The organism is Emticicia fontis (assembly GCF_054779675.1).
Map to the genome: position 1 here is coordinate 197,573 of NZ_BAAGXU010000021.1, position 21,785 is coordinate 219,357.

Below are 21,785 nucleotides of genomic sequence, written 5' to 3' on the forward strand. Positions count from 1 at the left end.
TTAGCAACTGCACTGCTTTGGGAAATCTTATGTCTAACTCAATCATTCATACTTGATATTTATAATTCTGTACTTTTGTAATTGATTGATTTTCAATGTTTTATGAATTTTTGAAAAAATATTTAACTAATTCTTATTTAGATTAAGTCTAATTACAGTAGTTTTGTGGCCTAATCTAATCTTTTAATCTAATTGTTTCCACTCATGTTTAAACGTTTCGGTAAATCACGAATCATCTTAGCTTCGGTAATTGTTGCAGCAGTTTCTGCTTGTAAAGATTCAGAAGAGGTTACTCCGCTCCGCACAAAAATTGATTATGCTAACGTAACAGCTACTACTCCTTACAAAAAACTTTTTGTAAGTGCTACGGGCGATACAACTGTTGATTTAACAGACGGTAACAATCGGTACAGAATCTATCAGGCATTGAATTATTATCTGGGTAGTGCCGTGAGAGATAATAAGACACTTGATGCAACTGTTATGAAAAACATGTATGCCAACACCGGAAACCCTTTCACTGATGTTCCGTCATTGAATATTTCTGGAGCTAAATTAAATGCTTCTGGCGTGCAACTACGCTCAATGACAGCTTCTTCTAAATCAGCTGCTGAAGCCGAGGCAGAAAGAGTAAAATTAGAAGCGACTTTTGCTCAAATGGTAGAGGCAAGTAAATCTGTTGGAGTAAATGCCGCTAAAGGTATTGCCGGAAAAACAGGTACTTATCTGGTAGATGCAAAAGGTATTGAAATTGCACAAATCGTACAAAAATCTCTAATCGGTGCTTACCAGCTTGATTATATCAGCAATGTATTGCTGACTAAAGGTTTAGAGGCCGATAACACTACGCTTGTATCTGGTAAAAAATACTCTCAGTTAGAGCATAACTGGGACGATGCCTACGCTACTTTGACTTTAAACCCAATTTATCTGGCAAACTCTACTGATGCTGTGCGTGGTACTTCAGAGTCTTTCTTAGGTTCTTATATCTGGGAATATAACAAAGCAAATTATGCGAAAATCCACCCTGCATTTGTAAAAGGTCGTGTGGCTATCGTTAATAATGACATGGCTGAATTAAAAACTCAGGCGACGTTTATCAGAACAGAAATGGAAAGAGCAATTGCTCAGGCCGCTTTGGGCTACCTGGGTAAATGGAAAACAGGTACAACTGATGCTGCTCGCGCACATGCTATCGGCGAAGGTCTAGGATTTATCTATTCTTTGCGTTATTGCTCTATTAATGGTGCAGATGCTGCATTCTCAGATGCATTACTAGCGGGATTAGTTGGTTCTACAAATGGTTTCTGGGATTTAACCAATGAAAAAATCAATGCCGCGGCTGATGCCATCACTGCGAAATTCAAATTGACTAATTAATAGTTTCTTTATTATAAATAAGTGGGTTGATAGCTAAAAATGCTGTCAATCCACTATTTCATTTAAAAATCATGAGGTATAATCTTGGAAAAAAGCAGATATTATTATTGTTAGTAACAGGATTTTTATGGGCTTGCGGTGGTAACGGCGGAACTACCGACCCCCCAACACCTGTGGATGATGGCAAAGATAGAAAGACTATTCTTACACATCTGGCTGATAATATCATTATTCCTGCGTATGGCAATTTCAAAGCAAAACTTGACCTGATGGTAACAAAAGGCGATGCTTTTGCAGCTAAGCCAGACCAGACAACATTAACTGAGTTTCGTGCTGCGTGGGTTGAAGCCTATACAGAATGGCAGAAAGTTGAACTATTTGACTTTGGCCCGGCTGAAAGACAAACACTTCGTAATTTTTTCAATATTTATCCTGCCAGCGAAAAAGGTATCAATGCTAATGTTGCCGATCCGTCTGCTAATCTGGAAGTTCCGGCTTCTTATGCACAGCAAGGTTTTCCGGCTTTAGATTATCTAATAAATGGTTTGGGTAGTTCAGATGCCATCATTCTGACTTTCTATACCACAGCACCAGATGCAGCTAAAAGAATAGCCTACGTGAAACGCCTGACAAGCAGGATGAATACACTTCTGGATAAAGTAACCACAGAATGGACAAGCTATCGGGATACTTTCATCAGCAAAACTGGTTTAGATATCGGCTCTTCTACTTCTTTGATGGTCAATAGTTTTGTATTGCATTATGAGCGTTTTATCCGTTCCGGTAAATTTGGTATTCCATCAGGAGCCATGCTTAATGGAGTGGTATCTCCCGAAAAAGTAGAGGCTTTTTATAAAAAAGATATTTCGCGCACATTGGCTCAGACTGCTCATCAGGCGGTGATTGATTTCTTCAATGGTAAGAATATCAAGACTGGAGCAGACGGCCCGTCTTTTAAAACCTACCTGGTAGCTTTAGGAGCCAAAGATAGTGCTACAGGTCAGTCGTTGGCAGAGATTATCAATAATCAGTTTGCAGCCGGCAAGACTAAAATAGATGCTTTGAAACCGAATTTTTATGAGGAAGTAAAAACCAATAACCAGGCGATGGTTGCTACTTACAACGAACTGCAAAAAGCAGTACGTATGCTGAAAGTAGATATGACCTCAGCCATGAGTATCACAATTACTTATACCGACAATGATGGGGATTGATCCCATACCCCAACCCCTCTCCGCGCAGCGGACCGTGTCTCAACAATAGGGAGCGGAAGCCGAGCGGAGGGGCTTTCTTGGCGCTCTTCCTATTTTTGGGACGGTCCGCCGCGCGGAGGGCTGGGGTGGGGTTAAAAACTCTCTCAAATTGCAAAAATACCTTAAACAAAAAATATCTGCTGCACCCTTAGCGGTTTTCAGGATTGGCCTTGGGTTAATGTTGCTGGGTAGTATCATCCGGTTCTGGAGTAAGGGCTGGATTTTTGATTTATATATCAAACCCAGGTACTTTTTCCCTTTCTATGGGTTCGAATTCGTGAAGCCGCTTGGTAATTATACCTATGCATTATTTTTTATATGTGGGCTTTGTGCTTTGCTGGTAGCTTTGGGCTTGTTTTATCGGTTAGCTTGTATAGGCTTATTTTTGAGCTTTACTTATATCGAGCTGATAGATAAATCAACTTATCTCAATCATTACTATTTCATCAGTCTGATTTGTTTCCTGATGATTTTCTTACCAGCTCATGTCTATTTTTCACTTGATGCCTATCGTAACAGACAAATCTCAGCTCAATATATTCCTCAATGGTGTGTCGATGCCATTAAGCTGATGATTTGTATCTTATACTTTTATGCCGGCCTTGCCAAACTAAACTCCGATTGGCTATTTCACGCTCAGCCACTGAAAATATGGTTACCTGCCCGCAATGATATGCCCATTATAGGGCCATTGTTTAATAAAGATTGGGTACCTTATGTCTTTAGCTGGTTTGGCTGCATCTATGATCTCAGCATTCCGTTCCTACTATGGCGTTCGTCTACCCGTTGGCTGGCCTACGTGGCAGTTATTGTATTTCATTTGCTCACGGCATTACTGTTTCCGATTGGTATGTTTCCGCATATTATGATTGTGGCAGCTTTGATATTTTTCTCGCCCAATTTTCATAAAGGCATCATCCGCGGTATCAGCCATCGCTTAAAGATTCCGCTGGAACTCACAGAAAATACACGTCAATACATTGCTTCCTCATTTATCTTACCTGTTTTTATTGTCTTTTTTACTTTTCAGATATTGTTTCCGTTCAGATATCTATTGTATCCCGGCGAATTATTCTGGACAGAAGAAGGCTATCGTTTTTCATGGCGGGTAATGCTGATGGAAAAGGCAGGCTATACGCAGTTTACAATAAAAGATAAGAACGGGAAGCAAATGGTCGTGAACAACAACGATTTCTTGTCAACTTTGCAGGAAAAAATGATGTCGACACAGCCGGATATGTTACTGCAATATGCACATATCCTGCGCAATTACTATGCAAAACATGGCTTTGAATCGCCACAAGTATATGTCGATTCCTATGTAACACTCAATGGCCGGATGGGTAAACCTCTGGTAAGCCCAGACACAGATTTGGCCAGAGAACAAGATTCTTTTCAACATAAATCATGGATTTTACCATTCAATGACACTATCAAAGGTTTTTAATACATTTCTACTCTGTTTAATTGTTTCTGTTTCTTGGGCACAATACCAGATAACAGGTACTGTACGTTTTCGTAAGGATAGCACCATTGCCAAAGAATGTCGCATTATACTCAATGCAGGCTCACCCTTTACTAGCACCGACGAAAACGGCAATTTCCGGTTCAGAAATTTACCTAAGGGTACTTATCAAGTACAAACTTCTTTAGCCGATTATCAATCATATAAGCAAGAAGTCAATATTATTGAGAAAGATATTCATCTGACCATTTATCTTGATTTATTGAATGCAACGCTCAATGAAGTAATAATAAAAGATAAACAAACTGATTTTGGCTTTACCCGTATGCGTGCAGTAGAAAGCATGGGGATTTATGAAGGAAAAAAAACAGAAGTAATTTTGCCCGAACAATTGGTGGCTAATCTGGCAACTAACAACGCCCGGCAGATATATGCCCGCGTAGCAGGATTAAACATCTGGGAAAATGATGGGGCAGGTCTACAACTAAGTATCGGTGGGAGAGGGCTTGATCCCAATCGAAGTTCGAACTTCAACGTTCGTCAGAATGGTTATGATATTAGCGCTGATGCTCTGGGTTATCCTGAAAGCTATTATACACCCCCTATTGAAGCAGTTGGGCGAATTCAGATAGTTCGTGGAGCAGCATCTTTGCAATATGGGACACAATTTGGTGGCCTCATCAATTTTGTAATGAAAAAGCCCGTAACTGACCGGAAAATGGAACTCACTGCCCGGCAAAGTGTAGGCTCTTTTGGCTTCTATAATGCCTTTACGAGCGCCAGTGGTACAGTTGGTAAATTAAGTTATTATACGTATTTCCAATACAAAACAGGCAATGGCTGGCGTGCCAATTCTGATTTTAATAGTTACACCTATTATGCAGATATAGACTATAAATTAGGTGAGAAGACCACAGTTGGCATAGACTTTACCCACATGAGCTATCTGGCTCATCAACCCGGAGGCTTAACTGACGCCATGTTTGCAGCAGACCCACGCCAGACTAACCGCGAGCGTAACTGGTTTAAAGTAAACTGGAACCTGTGGGCAGCGCATTTCGATCATAAATTCAATGCCCTGAATGAGTTTAACCTGCGTGTATTTGGTCTGTCTGCTTATCGTTATTCAGTAGGTTTCCGTCCCAATCGCGTAGCAAGTATTGATGATAATAGTGAACGTGATTTAATCAAGGGAGATTTTAATAACTGGGGTGCAGAAGCGCGTTACCTGAAACGTTATTTTATTAAAGACAAGCTCTCTGTTTTTTTGGCAGGTACCCGCTATTATCATGGTTTCAATCATAGTATTCAAGGTTTGGGTAGCAGAGGCAAAGATGCTGACTTTAATTTCCTGAATCAGGAAGAAGGCATTGCCAATGATTATGTTTTTCCGAACAATAATGTATCTCTGTTTGCCGAGAATATCTTCTATTTAAGCGATAAGTTTTCAGTCACTCCGGGTGTGCGTTTTGAATACATTCATACCAAAGCTGACGGTTTCTATGGCACTATTTTATTCGATTTAGCGGGAAATATCATCAGTGCAACACGAACGCCTGAGGTGCGCAACAATGGTCGTCAGTTTGTACTTGGAGGAGTGGGGATAAGTTATAAGCCTACCTCAAAACTGGATATTTATGGGAATATCTCACAAAATTATCGCTCAATCACATTCAGCGATATGCGGACAGCCAACCCATCGTCTGTAATTGACCCGAATATGAAAGACGAGCGAGGCTATTCGATTGATTTAGGTATCAGAACACAACAGACTACACTCTATAATTTCGATATAAGTGGCTTTTTTCTGAATTATGATAACCGCATAGGTGAAGTACAGTTTTATGATGAAAGCAATCGCGTATTACGCCGTAGAGGAAATATCGGGCAGGCAGTTATCTTTGGCTTAGAATCTTATGCCGAAGCCGATTTATTGAAACTCGCACAACCAAAAGCTGAATCCTGGAGTGGAGTAGTATTTGTCAATGTAGCCTTAATCCATTCTACTTATAAGAAAAGCGAATTGCCGGGTATTAAAGGCAAACAGGTAGAATTTGTGCCGAACGTGAATCTGAAAAGCGGGATACGCCTCGGTTATAAAAATCTGAAAGCTTCGTTTCAATACACTTATTTATCAGACCAGTATTCTGAGGCTACCAATGCAGTTGATGGAGGCGTTTCGGCGGTTGTGGGCTTGATTCCCGCCTATGATATTATGGATGTAAGCGCATCTTATCAATTCAAACGCTTTCGTTTAGAGGGGAGCCTTAATAATCTGGCAAACAGAATGTATTTTACGCGCCGCGCCACTGGTTATCCCGGTCCCGGAATTTTGCCATCAGATGGAAGAAGTTTTTATCTGACTTTGCAAGTAAAAATATAAGCTAGTGTGGTACGCTTATACTCGTCCGAAAAAGAGCGTGTCACGCATAGAAGAGCAATTTGTTTTTCAAAATTTTGAATCAATATGCTATGCTTTCTGACCTTTTGGCTACGCTTGAAAAATAAACAGTTGAATTTTTTGAAATACTAATACTCCTTTGTTAATTTGATTAGAATCCCAGACATAAATATCCAGGATATTTAGCGAAGATAGACGTTTCAATACATACTTTACGTTTCTTGTAGAGATGTACCTTTCTGGCAGGAGTAATTTTGCTGAAAAAATGCTAATCAATAAGACACGAATCCCTATCGCAGGTCTGGTTGGGAATTTAAACATTCCTACTGAGACCTAAGCTGGCGAGCTTAGGTCTTTTTTGATGTATATAATTGACCGATGAGATTTTATTGTTTTATTATCTAAGGTAGGGGTTCAAAATTTTGAACCCGGATGTATACAAAAATGCCCCTAAAATAAGGGGCATTTTGCTACAAGCGTATGAAAGATTCATGTAGAATCTAACGTCTTGATGAACCTGCAAAGGCTCAAATCTCTTCTGTTTCCTGGCTGATTTTCTAATGATGTTGTATCCGATGTAACACTATTCATCGGTCTTGGCTATATATGGCTCAATTGGATTGACTTACAGGGCTCTTGAACTTATGCGAAGCAGTCAATAACTTTTTCATCTATATTTGTCACTAGCCTTAGATAAACAATAATGTATCATTTTGATACATTAAAAGAAGTCTATTAAGTGTCATTTATACAAATATAATAGAATTAATCTTAAAAAAGAATTAAAATTATCCCCACAAGATAATTTTGAAACGCTTTTTCTGAAAATTTGAATGATGTACACTTGTTTTTTGATGATATTCTACGTTCATCATTTGTTTTTTGAGATAAATCATGATTTAATTTTTTTTGTAAAAAGGATAAAAGATGGAAAAAACCGGAAGGACAAGCGTTGAGATTGATTGGATCAGAGAACTAATCTTTTTCTGGGGCTTTTTTATCCTCATGTCGCTCAGCCATTGGAATTTCCTCTCATCGGTTAAAGAAATCACCGAAGGGTTTTTGCACTTCCTTATCCTCTATGTCTTCGCGATATTCTATCGGATAGTTGTCTTTCCGTTGTTTACCAAAGGCCAACTCAACCGCTTTTTGATTTTTACAGTTATCGTTCTGATTTCAGGAGGTATATTTCTCTTTGCGGCCGATTATTTCTGGTTTTATCCTGAGTTTCACAAATCACAGACCTGGACGAAAATGGGGCTGCTCTATATTGTTAACACAGCCGTAAGTCTGATTACAATGGAGGCCATCTTCCTGCTTGAACACTTTTATAGGCAACAAATCAGAAGCAGTAATCAGATGTTGCAATTGAGTGAGGCACAAACCAAATTATTACAGGCGCAATTGAATCCTCATTTCCTGTTTAATACCCTTAATAATCTCTATGGCATCAGTATTCAGGAGCCAGGCCGGATGCCCGTAATGATTATGCAATTGTCACAACTGATGCGCTATCAGGTAGAATCCGCATCACGACAACAAGTAAAATTGAGTGAAGAAATCGAATACCTGAATAGCTATATTCATCTCGAAAAAGAGCGGATAGGACAGCGATGTACAGTTACTTATCAATATCCTAAGCCGCTTGAGTCATTAGCTACTTATCAGATCGTACCGCTTCTCTTGCTACCGCTCATCGAAAATGCTTTTAAGCATAGCAGTGGCACAGTAAAAAGCTGTTTTGTATCTATTGATATTTCTATGCTCGGCAATACTTTAATTATGGATATTCTGAACTCAGTACCTGTGCATAGACCAAAGTTAATCTCAACAGGTGTAGGAATACCTACCACCAAAAAGAGACTCGAGGCTTTTTATTCGGGGAGTTATACACTCCAATTGGAAGAAGCCGATAGTCAATACAAAACCCGATTGACTTTAGACCTTAACCGAAGAAATAATGGCTGAAAATACACATACGAAGAGTTTAAAGTGTATAATCGTTGATGATGAACGCGGCGCACATCTGGTATTGCAACATTATATCTCGCAAATAGACCGATTGGAATTGGTAGGGAGCTGCGACAATGCCCTGGAAGCTATCAACCTGATGCACAATATCAAGGTAGACCTGATGTTTCTGGATATTAATATGCCTCAGATGAGTGGCCTGGAAATGCTCAGTACGCTAAAAAATAAGCCACTTGTGATATTTACCACAGCCCATTCTGATTATGCGCTGGAAAGTTATAGCTACGATGTGGTAGATTATTTGTTGAAACCCATTCAGTTTACCCGCTTTCTGAAAGCCGTTGATAAAGCTTTTTATCATTATGGTTTAGGTTTGCCAGACAAAACTGTTAATACTCCACCATCGGCGCAATATGAAACTTCGATTGTGATTCGGGTAGATGGTGATTGGTTAAGAGTAGAAATGGATGAGATCAGATATGCCCAAAGCTGGGGCAATTACGTAAAGATTTTTACTGATTCACAAATCTATCTTACTGCCCTGACACTCTCTGAACTCGACCAGCGATTACCCAGGATACAATTTGTGAGGGTGCACAAATCTTATTTAGTGGCCATTAAGCGTGTAACCCGCATTAGTGGCAATGCCTTGTATATCAATGATATTTCGTTGCCAGTTGGGCTTACTTACAGAAGAGAATTGTTGGAGCAGTTTAAATAGTGCGGGCATTAAAACCGACTATTTCATAAATGATGCGAATGGTTTATTTTTAATAACCAAACATCAAGTATTTTTTGTGTACTTTGCATCTTTTAATGGAGATAACAAGTATATGAAATACCTGATCAATGTATTTGCCCTGCTTTTCTGCCTGAATACCTATGCCAGAAAATTAGAAGGCTATATCGTAACAAAAGAGTCTGACACACTGAAATGTGAAATAGTACAGAATTTTGCGGTGCTTACCGGAGTCGATATTGCTTCGTTTCAATATGGAATCAGAGTAGTGCTGGAGAATGGGAAAAAGCGAAACTTCATGCCTGAGGATATAAAGGCCTTCGGAATTTACCTCAAGGATGATATACTTCATTTTGTCTCGGTAAAAGTGGTGTCAACAAACTTATTCGGAGGGGCAGATAAAAAACATGTTTTCATGCATATTATCCAGAGGGGATACATAAAAGTCTATTATTTTATTGACCTGATGAGTGGGCCTAATGGCAATGTAAGAACACCTGTCTATGCTGCTCAATTAGGATATGACGATTATGCCCAATGGTTGGAAGTAAGAAGAAATGAGCTGGGTAAATATGATTTTAAAGCCTTTTTTAAAGGATTTATCCCAGAGTATTACGCTTTTTTTGACTCTTTGTCAGACAAAGCAAAATTAGATGAAGTGCTCGATAAAATCAGTAAATTTAATAGGGCTATGGTCAAATAGAGAATTGGGTTTATTTAAGCCTATAGCCCTCTTATGAATGAATCAGGTAGATAGATCAGTATAAGTCATAAGTCTCAACCATTTGGCGCTCACCTACATAAGCTGTTTTAGGTGCATTGCCTGACACATAAGAAGTCCATGCCATATCCCAGAAATAAGCTACTCTGCGTGTCCAGTCGTTTTCTTCTGCTACTTCTGTTCTTTCATTGGCAATCGCTTCATTATTCTTTTCGATAGCGCGCGATACATTTTTCAGGAAGTCATCATGTGTATTGCATAAATACACATGTTCTCCGAAAGAAGAAATATCTTCTGAAAAATTAGTGGTTACCACAGGTTTGCCCGCAGCTAAATATTCATTGATTTTTAGCGGGTAAATACCTGCTGTAAAATTGTTATAAACAAAAGGGATAATAGTGCAATCAAAATGTTGTAGATAAGCTGGTAATTCTTCAATGGTTTTTGGACCTGTAAACACGATGTTTGGAATAGTATCCAGATCAATATGGCTGAATTTTTTATCTTTTCTTGGGCCAACCATCACAATCGTTTTATCAGGATTAGACCTGGCTACCTTCACTAATAAATCATAGTCAACTCTTTGGCATATAGCGCCTGTATAACCGATAATCGGGGTCTTGATGTTTTCTAAATCAGCAGGTCTTTGCAATTGAGTGTCGTTGGCTTTTTTAAATAAGCTTACATCAGCGCCATTAGGGAAATACTCTACTTTTTCGCCAGTGCGTTTGCTGATATGTTTGCTCAACCATTTCGAAGTAGCCAGAATCATATTATAATTTTTGGCACATTCATCCTCTTTGCTTGCACCGTTTTCTTTTATGGCCTCTATATTATCTCTGCTTTGATAAACACTATAAGTAGGGTTTAAATAGTTCTGCAGGTCTGATAAGTAAAAAGGATTAAAAGAATTCAGCATGATATAATCTTTGATATTCTTTTCTTTCAAAATGCGTTTGATTAAACTGGCAAAGATAAAATTGTTGATTTTGGTAAAAATGGTACTCAAAATACCTTCTGGTAATGAACCGGCCGGAAGCATTACATTTGGAGTAGCTGCCACTAATTTTTCTGACTGATTAGGAATATTAGTCAGATAGTTTTTCCCTAATAAAAGCGCGGGCAATCTTCGTTTAACAGAAGGCAAATTACGCTCCTGCCAAAGGCTTTTTAAAGTGTAAGGAAAATCAATGTAGTAAACCGGATTATTTTTACTAAACACCTTTGCCAATGCTAACGAAGCTGATGAAATTTCACCGTCCCAACGAGACATGGTAGCTACAAAAATTGGCAGTTTTTCAAATTCATCACGAGTGAGCATAATCTTAACAGTTTGAAATTATAGATAGAAAATTTTTCATAATATTTTGTATAAATACCTAAGCTATATTAATATTTCCTGCCAAATAGGACGTGTTTTTCAGGCGTAGAAAAATAACTACGCTAAACATTCATAAATGTTTGTGACCAGGAAATACTATTACCGAATGATAATTTTAAAAATGCCCTTGAAATGGACTTTTAGAATATATACTTGTGTTTTACTGATATAAATTTAAATATCAATATTCTATATCATTTTGGCATTTCGATTAATGGTATTAAAATTAGGTTAATCTGTAAAAAAATGAATATTAATTGTAAACCTTAAAGAATTGAATTTTAATACCAAAGATTCTTGTGATGCTCTTATTTAAGGCTAAAATGAAGCAATAATGCCTATTTATCAGACATTTCTACAAGATTTGATTAGATATTTGGTTAAATATCTGAGGTTTTAAATAATCAATAGCAATGCTTTTAAATATTCAAAAATCAATCCAAAACTTTTTAAACGAAAAATAAATAATTTTTGGACTATAAAAAATTAAAAAAAGATACTTGAATTGAGATATATTGGTGAAATATGTCGATGAAAATAGGTATAAGCGGAGGTGATCAGAAGATTAACAATTTTTTATCGGCGAAAATTATCGTATTCAAATCTCACTTTAAATATTTATGGCAAAAAAATTGTAACATTTTTACTATAAAAAGTGTTGTAAAATAATATTTTGAAAAATTATATTGCACACAACTTGATTTACACTATATGTAATATACGTAAATTTTTAAATGATGGAATATTCAATACTATTAAAAGATCAGATTTGTTTTCCGGTATATGCATTATCAAGAGAAATCATCAATCATTATCGACCATTACTTGATGAGATGGATCTGACTTATCCGCAATACTTGGTCATGATGGTACTATGGGAAGAGAAAATTCAGACAGTGAACCAACTGGGAGATAAACTGATGCTAGATAGTGGTACACTTACACCTCTATTGAAACGTCTTCAACAAAAAGGTATTATTAATCGGGAAAGAAGTTCGGAAGATGAGCGCGTGGTTTTTATTTCATTAGCAGATGAAGGTGTAGCGCTTTTAGATCAAGCCTTGTGTATTCCTGAAAGAATAACCAATTCACTGGGAATTTCAGAAGAAGATTTAGTGCAATTAAAAAGTATAACAAATAAAATTTTAAATCGACAACAAAAAAACAATCAGTAGTAATGAAAGCCTTATACACAGCAACTGCCACAGCAACCGGTGGACGAAACGGACACGTAAAAACCGACAATGGTATATTGGATTTACAGGTAAGAATGCCTAAAGCCCTGGGTGGAGCCAATGATGATTTCACCAATCCTGAACAATTATTTGCTTCGGGATATTCGGCCTGCTTTGATAGTGCCTTGAATCGAGTAATTAAATTATCGAAAATACAAACCGGTGAAACCTCAGTAACAGCCAAAGTAAGTATCGGACAGATTGAAAACGGAGGTTTCGGATTGGGAGTTGAACTGGCAGTAAATGTGCCGGGAGTAAGCCACGAAGAAGCAACCAAACTGGTAGAGCAAGCACACCAGGTATGTCCGTATTCAAATGCTACCAGAGGTAACATCGAAGTAAAGCTCAATGTAACGAATGAATAAGCTAGATTATCTGGTATTCTGAAATGAAAGTAAATGTTCCCTTACAACTTCAGGTTCTAAGGGAACATTTTGTTTTCAGGGTTTATAAAGTAATGCAATCACAAATTCGGAGTGCATTTTCTATTTCAAAACCGGAATTTTTATAAAACTATCAGTAAACCATTTTACTTTCAATGGCTCGCCAGAATCTTTAATGGTTTCCATACTTACATCTTTACCCGTTCCATAGTTTAGTTGTGAAAATGAATTTTTATTTACATTCACAACTATCAGCAAACGGCTTCCTTTACTTAATTGCTTGCTTATTAAATGCGTATTTGAAAAGGCTATGGTAGTGAGCTGATTAGGCATTAACAAGGCTCTTTCGGTAATATCATTTGCATAACTTGCACGGGCTACAATATAAGATAGGTGAAAGTATTCTCCATTGGGCATTACTTCGTACAGGGTAATACCATAATCAAAATCTTTTTTATTAATTTCTACTTTTATTTCACCTGAAAAAGAGCCGTTTACCAACATAGGTTCTTTGATTGGTTCGCTTATAAAAAAGTAGCCATTGCCGATATTTAGATTTTGGCGGATAATTGGGTCAGGGTAATAATCATTATTGCTATGGTCTCTATCAGCAAAATCAATTTCCTGAGCCAGAAAGTCTTTCTTTGTTGGCTTTTGAGTATCAGCCTTATAAAAATCTCCTGTTTTTTCTTTGCTCAGATAAAATGTTACATGCTGATTACTCATTTTCTCAAGAGAAGGAGCACTGCGCCACTCTTCTGTTCCCATCACCTGATAGTTGATTTTGTCTTTTAACGCATCTGGTTTAGCACCATTTTTCAGAATATAATCAAACCATTGATAGGTGATTTTCTTGATGTCAATTAAAGCAGTAGGGGCAACTTTATACCCATTTACCACAGGCTCACCACCAATCTGCGTACCAAAATGACCGTATGGCCCGATGATTAAGTACAGTGGAGTTTTAGGGCTATATTTAGCCATTTCTCTTAAATAATACAGACTCGAATTCTGGGAATCATTATAGTATCCATCAAATGCTAAAACAGGGATATTGATATGCGCAAAATCTGCTTTATAAGGAGCCATATTCTGCCAGTAATTATCAAAAGACGGATGGCTTATCCAACGTTGAAACCATTTGTTCGGTGCATTATCCAGACTATCAAATTGAGTATAAGCAACGCCTGTCTGCCACCATTGAGATTGTAGTTTTCTGAATCTTTGTCTATCATTGGCCGTTAGCGTATCCAGATATTTATTATTCGCCACATAAAAAGCCCATTCATAATTAGGATTCACAAATATGTTATTCTCCATAGGTAAACCCATTCCCGGGCGGTTGGCTACATAAGGCACAATGGTTTTAAGAGCCGGATGTAATTTTTTGGTAGCCGCCCATTGCGTGAATCCATTATAACTCCCGCCAAACATACCTACACTTCCTTTACACCAGGCTTGTTTGCTTATCCAGTCTATCACTTCATAGGTATCATTGGCGTCATTTTCATACGGATAAATCTCGTTTGGGCTAAATCTTTTCCCTCTCGTATAAGCTATGACTCCTATATAGCCTCTATCCGCCGATTCTTTCAACGACCTCATATCTCTGCCTTTATCTCTCACATAGATTGTAAACTGAAAAATAACAGGTTTGGGCTCAGTATCGCCTTTTTTGCGCACTACCATTGCCGAAATAGTGGCGCCGTCTCGGGTTTTTATCAATACACTATCCTGAATATCATACTCAGATTGTGCATGGCTTAATCGGGCTTCAAGGGTTTGTTGCGCATATATCAAATGATTGGAAAAGAATAAGAAAATACCTAAAATAGGCAGGCTAAATTTCTTAATTAAGATGCGTTGATTAGTAAACCACTTTGAATAAAACAAAGGATGGTCTTTGATAAGTTTGATTGATGGCATTTTGCTAAACGTTAATAGTTTTTCATAATTGATATGCAAAATACTGCAAATAGAAGTGTATTTCAAAGAGGCATAAGTATAGGTACAAAAATAACAACTAAAAATTGTATCCTTAAAACATCATTTCTTGTTTGAGCACAATTAAAAATCGGGGAAGAATTCATTCTAAAAGGAGGATATTATCGGATTTTTAATTGTGTGAGTTTAAATGATGCCTGCTTTTTTGTTTACTTTTTTTCAGGTAAAAAAAGTAAAAGCCTTCCAAATAAGAAATAGTGGAAAAACTATAACTAAACAGGTGTATAAAATTAATTGATAGTGAATGTGGCTTGAAATTTTAATGTCAGAGGATATTTTCTTAGTACCTATGTTCATTTAAGTAAAAGCACTAAGCGTATGCCCACAAAAAAAGCCACCTACAAGATGGCTTTTTCCAACTAAAACAAAACTATTGAAACAATAGCCACCTTAATAAACGAATCAATATATAGCGGCACTTACATTGATCAATAAAATTAATGAATGAGTTAAGCACGGGAAAAATGAATTGGCTGAGTGTCGGAAATTTTTGGATGAATGTAGACGATTGGCCGATGAATATTTATCTGCCGAGCCAATCTTTAAAATCGGGCACTTTATGTACACTCACAAATACTTCTTTTCGTGACTCAGGCGCTAAATCGAGCTTGATTTTGGTAGGTGAATACATCTGGATAGATTTAATAGATTTTCGTGCTATCAGAAACTGGCGGTTTGCCCGAAAGAAATTCATTGGGTTTAATTGATTCTCCAGACCATCCAGACTATATTCCAGCGGTAGTAATTGCCCTGCCTTTGTCATCAGAAAAGTTGATTTTTCCTCTGAATAGAAAAAGGCAATATCCGCTGTCTCAATGCTATATATTTTGGTGCCGATAGTTACCATAAACCGGTCTTTGAAGGCTGATTCTCTGGGCTTTTGTACCAGTTGTAATAATGAATTGATATCGAAACCATTATTTGCTTGCAGAGACTTGAATTTCTCCAGTGCTTTTACCAGTTCATCATAATCAATAGGTTTCAGCAAATAATCAATGCTATTCACCTTAAAGGCTTTTAGCATATACTCATCATAAGCGGTAGTGAATATGACCGGAACGTTGAGATTGATTTGTTCAAAGATACCAAATGCCTGTCCGTCTTCCAGATGAATATCCATAAAGGCAATATCGGGCAAGGAATTTTGTTGAAACCATGCCACAGATTCTTTTACTGACGGCAATTGAGCCAGTATCTGAATGGTTGGGTCGTAAGTCAGGAGCATTCTGACTAAAGCTCTGGCTGTGCGTTCTTCATCTTCTATAATAATTACTTTCATCTGAGTAGGGGAATCTTGACTACATAAGATTGATTAATGATTTCATGGCTGACTTTCATATCGGTCAGCAAGGCATATCGGTTGACAATGTTGCTTAAACCTACACCTGTTGATACATCAGGTTGATCTCGTGGCTGTAGAGGATTTTCAACCACCAGATAGGGGGCTTCATAATAGATATTCACCACAAGCGGCTCACTGACTGACATTCTATTATGTTTGACAACATTCTCTACCAGCATCTGTAAAGCGAGTGGGGTAATCTGATATTTATTTTTTATCTCATCAGGAATATGAATATGCACATCAAATTTATTCTCGAAGCGTATTTTGAGTAAGAAAGTGTAAGATTCAATAAAATCTAATTCTGTTTTAAGCAAAATCAACTCTTGGTCTCGTTGTTCCAGAATATATCGATAAGCCTTAGATAATTGCTGAACAAATTTTGATGAAAGGTTAGCATCTTCATGAATCAGAGAGTTAAGAATACTCAGGCTATTAAACAAAAAATGTGGATTTACCTGACTTTTCAAGGCTGCAAACTGTGCCAGCACAGCCTCTTTTTCCAATTGTTCACTTTTGATTTGCACATCTTTTAATTGTTGATAGGCTCTGAAATTAAGCGTAAGATAAAAGGCTGAAAACATAATAACCACCGAAAACCCCTGATTGAATCGGGTGATATAAGACCACATATCCGGCGAAAACTCCGTAGGTCTTTTTTGCGGAATCAATGAGGGCCACAGAGGAAAAACCACACTCAGTATACCTTTGATGGTATACCTCAAGGTAAAAGTATAGGCAATAGATAAACCAAGCGCAATGGCAATCGAAACCAGCAAAGCCGCTATACTGAATTTCATCAGGAAATCTTTACCCCATAAAATGCCTATCTGATACTGAATCCAGTCGGTAAATGTGATCCAGACAAAATACATACCCATAGTTAATGCAGTAAAAATGACTAAAATTCCGATGAAAAGCGGCGAAAAAATGGGGTCTTTTTCGGTATTAGGCATATTTACATAAAACAAAACCGGAGAGTAGAATATTAATAAGCGAAAGGCTAATTGCCATTTTTGCTTAGCTGTCAATAAATTAGCCATACATACACATTTAAAGATGGGCAAAGGTAGGAGGAGTGTTCTCTTCTATCAAAGAAAACAAGAAGAGCAGACAATTCAAAGGGTTGAATGTAGCTTTTAGCGGATGAGTGTGATTATGGAGATTAGAACATTTTATAGAAATATTGTAGGGGTTCAAAATTTTGAACCCCTACAATACCTGATCTATTTCTTCGTGCGTTTCGCCCGCACATATTGCAAAGGCCATTGGGTTTCATAAGCCAGTTCAGAAGCCGCTCTTAGTGGGAAGTAAGGGTCTCTTAACAATTCTCTGGCCAGAAATACTAAATCCGCTTTACCTGTTTTGATAATTTCATCGGCTTGCTCAGGCGTCACAATCAAACCTACTGCTCCGGTTTTAATACCCGCTTCATTTTTTATTTTTTCAGCAAATGGTACCTGATAACCTAAGCCAACGGGGATATTAGCAGGAGATGTTAAACCTGCCGATGAGCAATCTATCAGGTCAACACCTTTGTCTTTAAGAATAGTAGCCAGTTGTACCGATTCTTCAGGTGTCCAGCCATGCTCTTCCCAGTCTGTAGACGAGATTCGTACAAATAGAGGATTGGTTTCTGGTAAAATTGCCCTCACTTCATCCACAAGCGTTAATAAAAGCCTGATACGGTTATCAAAACTCCCTCCATATTCATCAGTTCTCTTATTAATTAAAGGAGAAAGAAATTCATGAACCAGATACCCATGCGCCGCATGGATTTCAATCACCTTAAAACCGGCCTCTAATGCACGGCGGGTAGCTGCTTTAAAATCATTAATGACCTGTTGAATACCGTCTATATTCAGGGCTTCTGCTTTCCCTTTTCCGTCACCTAATATTACTTCACTGGATGAAAAATTCTGCCAGCCACCATCTTCTATCGGAATAAATCTACCTCCTTCCCAAGGAGCCTGTGTGCTGGCTTTATGCCCTGCATGTGCCAGTTGAACACCCGATACCGCTCCATGCTGATGAATAAAATCAGTTATTCTTTTTAAGAATGGAATATGTTCATCTTTCCAGATGCCCAGATCACCCGGTGAAATACGACCTTCCGGTGAAACGGCTGTCGCTTCGGTTAAAACTAGCGCTGCACCACCCACAGCCCTGCTACCCAGATGCACCAGATGCCAGTCATTGGCAAAGCCATCTTCGCTCGAATATTGGCACATCGGAGAAACAACCAGTCGATTTTTGAGTGTAATACCTCTGATTTCAAGAGGAGTAAAAAGATTCGGATTCATATAGCGGTCAATTTTGGTTCGTTTATCAAATCAAACGTCTGCTTATATATTTATGTTCCTACTATGAGTTAAATCTAATACTTCTCCTTTTTTAGAGTGAGAATTCAGACTTTCTACAGAATTATTTCGGTAATTTGCTGCTCAGTATTGATTCAGATCCACATAAAACAATTGAGATAGAGAATGAAAGAAAACAGAGCCTTTTTGAAACGATTCGTTATTCCACCACTTTTATTCATTATCTCTCTGGGCCTATTCAGCATCATTGCGCATGAGATTGTGTATGAACATGAAGACTGGTTTGATACTACCGTATTCACCTTTATTAAGACTTACTCTTCTACATCGGTTATTGGGTTTTTCAAGTTTCTTACCTTCTTTGGGTCTGGTGCTTTCTTGTTTCCTGCCTATATCGTTTTGGTTGTATTGTTATTCTATTTACGACGTAGAGCAGACGCCATTCATGTAAGTATATTAGCTATCACAAGTACACTAATCATTTATTCCTCAAAACTATTTTTTGCCCGACCAAGACCCGACTTGCCCTTATTCGATAAACTGGATAGTTATAGTTTCCCGAGCGGTCATTCGATGGGTTCTTTTGTCTTTGTCTGTATTCTGATTCGTGAACTCTGGGAATCAGCTTTAGCTGTTTATTGGAAATGGATAATCAGTTTTTTCCTGCTCTTAACGACCTTCGCCGTTGGAATAAGCAGAATTGTGTTACGTTACCATTATGCCAGCGATGTAGTAGGGGGCTTTTGTTTAGGATTAGCTTATGTATTATTTTATTTTGGTATGCAGAAATGGATGAAACAGAGACGCTCAATCTAATTTGATTCAAAGATATTTACTGGTCAGTTACTTTTGTTAAATTACCTTCCGCATCATAATATCTATACTGAATTGATTTTCCATCCTTCACAACCATAACGGTTTTCAGATTTCCGTTTTCATACCATTCTTTATATTCTCCATCTGCAAAGGCTCTTTCTTCTGAATAGGGCGTAAATCTGCTTATTTGTCCGCTTTCATACCAGAACTTGCCATCGCCTACAATTTGCCCTCTTTTAAAAAAATGACTTGATTGCAATTGTCCGTTTTCAAACCAGGTTTCCCAATGACCTTCTCTATAGTTATTCCCGTCATAATATTCTATAGCTTTTAGTGCCCCATTTTCATAATAGTATTGCCAGGTTCCAATTTTGCACGAATTTTTATATTCTCCATTTGAAAGAATCTGACCATTGGAATAATACTCAACCCAAACACCTTGACGTAAATAATTATAGGATTGTCCTTTTACTCTGATTTGTCCATTATCATAAAAGTTACTGGGTTTTATACTCAGATAATAATCTTCCAGTAATGCTTTGTACATAAATAATGGTACCTCACAAAAATCAATTTCTGGGCCATCTACTCCATAAAAAAACTCAATTCTTACAAGGGTATTATCAATGATATTGATATCGTAACCTTCATACGAGATAAGGCCAGCTTGTCTAAGATAAGTTTCCGTTTTCTCAAATCTATTTAGTAAATGCGACTCACATTCTTTTATGGCTAATTCAATCCTCAGAAGGTCTTTTGATACGGTTAATAACCAAACTGCAAGAGAATAGTTATTGATGTTATTTTCCTTTAAAACATTTGTTAGATATTCTTTGATATTAGTCATTTGCGACGGAAGTTTTGCAGGCAATATCAGCATTAAATACTAATATTTAAAAACTTCCATGAATAAGAATCTCAATCTGATTAATTACTGCAAATTAGACCCATCAGAAGTATGTAATCTTCTGAATACAAAGCTCGAAAGAATACTGATAAGCCCAATAACAACAAACGTATACCTGAAAGCAGTATGCATACTGTTATCCATCATCGCTTTGTTATATTCAAAATATTTCAATATCAATAATCCACTCGAAATACCAAAACCAATAGCTAATTGCTGGTTAACAGCCAATAAGGAATTGCCGCTGCTAGTATGATACTTACGCAAATCAGCAATAGCAATGGTATTCATAGAGGTAAACTGAATAGAGTTGAAGAAGCCAATAGTTACAATGATAGGCACAAACCAATAAATAGAAGTATGAATACCCGGAATAGCCAGTGAAGCTATTAACACGCCGATAATAATTGTGTTGACTACCAAAGTATTTCTATAACCAAACTTGTGAAGAATATCAATAACCCTTGACTTGGCAAAAATCGCCATCAAAGCCATAGGAGCAATCATCCAACCCGATACAATAGCCGATTGCCCGAAAACCGTTTGTATCATCAATGGTAAAAGCAATGGTACTGAACTGATACCTAATCTGGTAGCAAAGTTGCCTAAAATACCAACCCTGAAAGTGCGTACCAAAAAGAGATTCGTCGGAAAAATGGCATTCTGAGATTTACGGGCATAGATAAAATATACTACTAAAGACAAGATACCTATGATAAAAATGGTAAGAACCAGTGTCAGATTTTGTATATCGCCCAGCAACTCAAGAGATAATGATAATAGGAGTGAGGCCAGTGAAAAATAAACAAAACCCCTCAAATCAAACTTCGGAGACTCTGATTTATAATTAGGCATATAGTTTTGCGCCAATATAATCCCTAACACACCAATCGGAATATTAATCAGGAATATCCAGTGCCACGATAAGTAAACCGTCATATAGCCACCTACCAATGGACCCATAACCGGGCCAATCAAGGCAGGGACAATGGCAAAGTTCATAGCTTTTACAATCTCTTTGGTATCAAAGGTTTTTATAATAGCCAGTTTGCCTACGGGTGTCATCAGGCTACCACCAGCTCCTTGTATAATACGTGCTATGATGAGATGAGTCAGGTTTTTAGAAAGCGCACAGAATAAAGAACCCAGACTAAAGATAATTAAGGCAAAAATGAAAACCCGTTTTGTGCCAAATTTATCAGCCAGAAAACCACTTACGGGCATCAATACTGCCAGCGTAAGCACATAAGCTACAATAGCATAGTGCATATTAATGGCCGATTGATTGAGGTCTTTGGCAATAGCAGGCAAGGCTGTATTCAGAATAGTAGAATCCAGCATTTGCATAAAGATAGCTATGGCCAAAGTGATGGGTAACCTTTCTTTTACTAGGTTGCTTTCAGTCATGAATTAATTAAAAGTAATGGTATTTACTCTTTAAGACAACCAGATTTTCCGATGATTTG

17 protein-coding genes are annotated in these 21,785 nt (G+C 37.6%); 10 read left to right on the top strand and 7 right to left on the bottom strand.

The annotated features are described in order from the left end of the window. Positions 1–204 precede the first annotated feature (204 nt). The 7 genes from ACYVFA_RS12975 to ACYVFA_RS13005 all read left to right on the top strand — a co-directional run bounded on the left by ACYVFA_RS12975 (position 205) and on the right by ACYVFA_RS13005 (position 9,912). The gene (locus ACYVFA_RS12975) at positions 205–1,380 is read left to right on the top strand and encodes a DUF4856 domain-containing protein (RefSeq protein WP_460472256.1); all 1,176 of its coding nucleotides are present in this window, start codon (positions 205–207) and stop codon (positions 1,378–1,380) included. Between the two features lie 71 nt (positions 1,381–1,451). After that, positions 1,452–2,594, top strand: a complete 1,143-nt coding sequence (locus ACYVFA_RS12980; protein WP_460472257.1) for an imelysin family protein — start codon at positions 1,452–1,454, stop codon at positions 2,592–2,594. Positions 2,595–2,742: 148 nt separating this feature from the next. Beyond that, positions 2,743–4,080 (top strand): HTTM domain-containing protein, encoded by a 1,338-nt coding sequence (locus ACYVFA_RS12985; protein ID WP_460472258.1) that lies wholly within the window; start codon positions 2,743–2,745, stop codon positions 4,078–4,080. After that, on the top strand, positions 4,058–6,481 hold the full coding sequence (locus ACYVFA_RS12990) for a TonB-dependent receptor domain-containing protein (RefSeq protein ID WP_460472259.1): 2,424 nt from the start codon (positions 4,058–4,060) through the stop codon (positions 6,479–6,481). The genes ACYVFA_RS12985 and ACYVFA_RS12990 overlap by 23 nt, the downstream gene beginning before the upstream one ends. Before the next feature lie 945 nt (positions 6,482–7,426). Next, positions 7,427–8,467, top strand: a complete 1,041-nt coding sequence (locus ACYVFA_RS12995) for a sensor histidine kinase (protein ID WP_460472260.1) — start codon at positions 7,427–7,429, stop codon at positions 8,465–8,467. Next, positions 8,460–9,191: a LytR/AlgR family response regulator transcription factor gene (locus ACYVFA_RS13000; protein WP_460472261.1), complete on the top strand. Its 732-nt coding sequence runs from the start codon at positions 8,460–8,462 to the stop codon at positions 9,189–9,191. Before ACYVFA_RS12995 ends, ACYVFA_RS13000 begins: the two co-directional genes overlap by 8 nt. 112 nt (positions 9,192–9,303) lie before the next feature. Further along, complete coding sequence (locus ACYVFA_RS13005) at positions 9,304–9,912, top strand: hypothetical protein (RefSeq protein WP_460472262.1); 609 nt, start codon at positions 9,304–9,306, stop codon at positions 9,910–9,912. 55 nt (positions 9,913–9,967) lie between these two features. Here ACYVFA_RS13005 and ACYVFA_RS13010 read toward each other — a convergent pair whose 3' ends face one another. Continuing rightward, positions 9,968–11,251, bottom strand: a complete 1,284-nt coding sequence (locus ACYVFA_RS13010) for a glycosyltransferase family protein (protein ID WP_460472263.1) — start codon at positions 11,249–11,251, stop codon at positions 9,968–9,970. A gap of 794 nt (positions 11,252–12,045) precedes the next feature. Here ACYVFA_RS13010 and ACYVFA_RS13015 point away from each other — a divergent pair. Beyond that, positions 12,046–12,486 (top strand): MarR family winged helix-turn-helix transcriptional regulator, encoded by a 441-nt coding sequence (locus tag ACYVFA_RS13015; protein ID WP_460472264.1) that lies wholly within the window; start codon positions 12,046–12,048, stop codon positions 12,484–12,486. A 2-nt stretch (positions 12,487–12,488) separates the two neighbouring features. Continuing rightward, positions 12,489–12,911: an organic hydroperoxide resistance protein gene (locus tag ACYVFA_RS13020; protein ID WP_460472265.1), complete on the top strand. Its 423-nt coding sequence runs from the start codon at positions 12,489–12,491 to the stop codon at positions 12,909–12,911. A 120-nt stretch (positions 12,912–13,031) separates the two neighbouring features. Here the strand turns inward: ACYVFA_RS13020 and ACYVFA_RS13025 are convergent, their stop codons facing one another. The 4 genes from ACYVFA_RS13025 to ACYVFA_RS13040 all read right to left on the bottom strand — a co-directional run bounded on the left by ACYVFA_RS13025 (position 13,032) and on the right by ACYVFA_RS13040 (position 18,578). After that, positions 13,032–14,855 carry a CocE/NonD family hydrolase gene (locus ACYVFA_RS13025; protein ID WP_460472266.1) on the bottom strand — a complete coding sequence of 608 codons (1,824 nt, stop codon included), beginning with the start codon at positions 14,853–14,855 and terminating at the stop codon, positions 13,032–13,034. Positions 14,856–15,456: 601 nt separating this feature from the next. Then, positions 15,457–16,212: a LytR/AlgR family response regulator transcription factor gene (locus tag ACYVFA_RS13030; protein WP_460472267.1), complete on the bottom strand. Its 756-nt coding sequence runs from the start codon at positions 16,210–16,212 to the stop codon at positions 15,457–15,459. Further along, positions 16,209–17,318 (bottom strand): sensor histidine kinase, encoded by a 1,110-nt coding sequence (locus ACYVFA_RS13035; RefSeq protein ID WP_460472268.1) that lies wholly within the window; start codon positions 17,316–17,318, stop codon positions 16,209–16,211. Before ACYVFA_RS13035 ends, ACYVFA_RS13030 begins: the two co-directional genes overlap by 4 nt. 183 nt (positions 17,319–17,501) lie before the next feature. Continuing rightward, positions 17,502–18,578, bottom strand: a complete 1,077-nt coding sequence (locus ACYVFA_RS13040) for an NADH:flavin oxidoreductase/NADH oxidase (protein ID WP_460472269.1) — start codon at positions 18,576–18,578, stop codon at positions 17,502–17,504. 183 nt (positions 18,579–18,761) lie between these two features. On the opposite strand from ACYVFA_RS13040, the gene ACYVFA_RS13045 reads away from it, so the two are divergent. After that, the gene (locus tag ACYVFA_RS13045) at positions 18,762–19,412 is read left to right on the top strand and encodes a phosphatase PAP2 family protein (RefSeq protein WP_460472270.1); all 651 of its coding nucleotides are present in this window, start codon (positions 18,762–18,764) and stop codon (positions 19,410–19,412) included. A gap of 16 nt (positions 19,413–19,428) precedes the next feature. Here the strand turns inward: ACYVFA_RS13045 and ACYVFA_RS13050 are convergent, their stop codons facing one another. Together ACYVFA_RS13050 and ACYVFA_RS13055 are read right to left on the bottom strand one after the other, a co-directional pair. After that, positions 19,429–20,259, bottom strand: coding sequence for a toxin-antitoxin system YwqK family antitoxin (locus tag ACYVFA_RS13050; RefSeq protein ID WP_460472271.1), 831 nt, complete (start codon positions 20,257–20,259; stop codon positions 19,429–19,431). An 84-nt stretch (positions 20,260–20,343) separates the two neighbouring features. Continuing rightward, positions 20,344–21,726: an MFS transporter gene (locus ACYVFA_RS13055; protein ID WP_460472272.1), complete on the bottom strand. Its 1,383-nt coding sequence runs from the start codon at positions 21,724–21,726 to the stop codon at positions 20,344–20,346. Between the last annotated feature and the right edge of the window lie 59 nt (positions 21,727–21,785).